Source organism: Algoriphagus sp. (assembly GCF_024642405.1).
Classification (GTDB): Bacteria; Bacteroidota; Bacteroidia; order Cytophagales; family Cyclobacteriaceae; genus Algoriphagus.
On sequence record NZ_JAHEBC010000488.1, the window covers coordinates 1 to 2,335 of the forward strand.

General features: G+C 40.1%; 2 protein-coding genes and 1 riboswitch. Of the genes, one reads left to right on the plus strand and one right to left on the minus strand.

All coding sequences use genetic code 11. The features are described 5' to 3' along the window. Nucleotides 1-554, minus strand: a 554-nt coding sequence (locus Q0L68_RS19670) for a 2-hydroxyhepta-2,4-diene-1,7-dioate isomerase (protein WP_296705946.1), incomplete at its 3' end; no start/stop codon positions are given. A gap of 118 nt (nt 555-672) precedes the next feature. Next, nucleotides 673-769, plus strand: a riboswitch (TPP riboswitch). Nucleotides 770-906: 137 nt separating this feature from the next. Between Q0L68_RS19670 and Q0L68_RS19675 the strand changes: the two genes are divergently transcribed. Beyond that, the coding region (locus Q0L68_RS19675) for a TonB-dependent receptor (protein WP_296705947.1) at nt 907-2,335 on the plus strand (1,429 nt) is incomplete at its 3' end.

Genomic DNA, 2,335 nt, shown 5'->3' on the forward strand with positions numbered 1-2,335 from the left:
CCTATGGACGCACAGCCATTATAAACTTTAGCCTGAGGTAAGTAAAGAGGATTTTCTCCTTCAATACTCCTACTACTCATATCATTACCGACAGTAAAGCCTTGAATTCTACCTGATGGCGAAATCAAAAGCGTGAGTTCTGGTTCAGGAACATCCCAAGTAGAATCTTTCCGGATATTCACTTTTCCTCCTGGGGGAGAAACCCTGCTTGAGGTCGCTTTGAAGAAAAGTTCCGGACGGTCTGCTGCATATACTTTATCATAAAAATCTGCTCCTCCTGCATCTTGACTTTCTTCCATTCTAGCTGTTCTGCTTCGATAATAAGTAACTCCGGCAGCCCATATTTCTTGATCACCCATTGGGGATAATAATCCGGTCGCCATAAGTTTTTCTACTTCTTCAGAATCTAAAAGTCTCCACCTTTTTGACTCAAAATTGAGGTATTCTTTTAAGTTTTCTCTTCCTAATAAATCATTCCAATTTAGGCTAGGCCCTAAAAAAAATTCAACATCTTTTTGAAGTAAAGTTCCTGATGGAAGTTTATAAAGTTTCATAAGTTTATGGGTTTTAGAAAATGGAATTTAAGGAAAAGATTCGGGAAGGCTATCCCACCGAAAGGAGGAATTTCCAATCAGATAATTGCAAAATTGTATTTCCCCACTACCTTTGCAACAAGATCATAAGGGGTGCCTAAATATTTCGGGCTGAGATCATACCCATAAGACCTGATCCGGGTAATGCCGGCGAAGGGAAATGAGCAGCATAACATAGTACCAAATTGAATTCGCGAAAAGGCGCCATTGGCTTTCTATTTTGTACAAGTTGTGCATACGGGTAAACAATCACAGAAAACTTCCCCTAAGTTTTCTAATGTTTAACCAGAATAACCCGAAAGGGAAAAAACACATGAAAAAAATATTGTTAAACCTAGCTTTTTGCCTGTTAGCAATCTCTACTTGGGCTCAAGAAAGTCTAAAAGGAAAAGTGCTAGACGCAAATTCAGGAGAACCTTTAATGGGTGCCTCGGTCTGGTCAGAAAAACAAGGAAGGGGTACCGTAACAGATGAGACTGGAAATTTTATCATCACAAATTTAGAGGTTGGAGAAATTGAACTTCGAGTATCCTTCATTGGCTTCGAAAGTTTGGAACAAAACATAATTCTTCCATTCTCTGAGGATTTGACCATTAGATTGAAGCCTATCGATTTGCTAACTGAGGAATTTATAGTTTCTGCCACCCGAGCCTCTAATACTACTCCTACTACTTTCCAAACAATTGATAAAGCAGAGCTTTCCAAAAGAAACCTGGGGCAAGATCTACCTATCCTCTTGAATTTCACACCCTCAGTAGTAACTAACTCCGATGCAGGAGCTGGTATTGGATATACAAGTATGAGCATAAGAGGCTCTGACCAAAGCAGAATCAATGTCACTGTGAACGGGATTCCTATGAATGACGCAGAGTCTCATGGTGTTTTCTATGTAAACATGCCCGATTTTGCTTCTTCTGTGGATAACATTCAGATTCAAAGAGGAGTAGGTACCTCCACAAATGGTGCAGCAACTTTTGGTGCCAGTCTAAATATTCAAACTGATACCCGAAAAGACGATCCTTATGCAGAAATCTCTAATTCGGTTGGTTCATTCAATTCCTGGAAACATACCGTCAAAGCTGGAACAGGATTACTTAATAATCATTTTGCAGTAGATGCCAGACTTTCGAAAATCACATCAGATGGGTATGTGGACCGTGCATTTTCAGATTTGAAATCCTTCTTTGTGTCTGGGGGATATTACTCCGAAAACCATGTCGTAAAAGTGAATGTCTTTTCAGGACAAGAACAGACTTATCAAGCTTGGTATGGACTTCCTGAGTCCAAATTAGAGGATGACCGGACCTTCAATTATTATACCTACGACAATGAAACCGATAATTACCAGCAAGACCATTATCAGTTGATTTATACAGGGAAAATCGGAACCAACTGGAAAACAAATGCAGCACTTCACTATACCTATGGAAGGGGATATTACGAGCAATTCCGTGAAGATGATGATTTTGCGAGCTATGGACTGCCAAATGTGGAAATCGGGGGAGAGATAATCTCAAGCACTGATATCATTCGCAGGAGATGGCTCGACAATGATTTTTTCGGAGGTATTGCATCCGTCAATTTTATCTCGGATGATGGAAAATGGGATGTGATTTTGGGTGGTGGCGCCAACAGATATGATGGAGATCACTTTGGGGAAATAATTTGGGCAAGAATTGCAGGAGCAACCAACATTCGGGATCGCTATTATGACAACAATGCTGTAAAAGATGATCGAAATG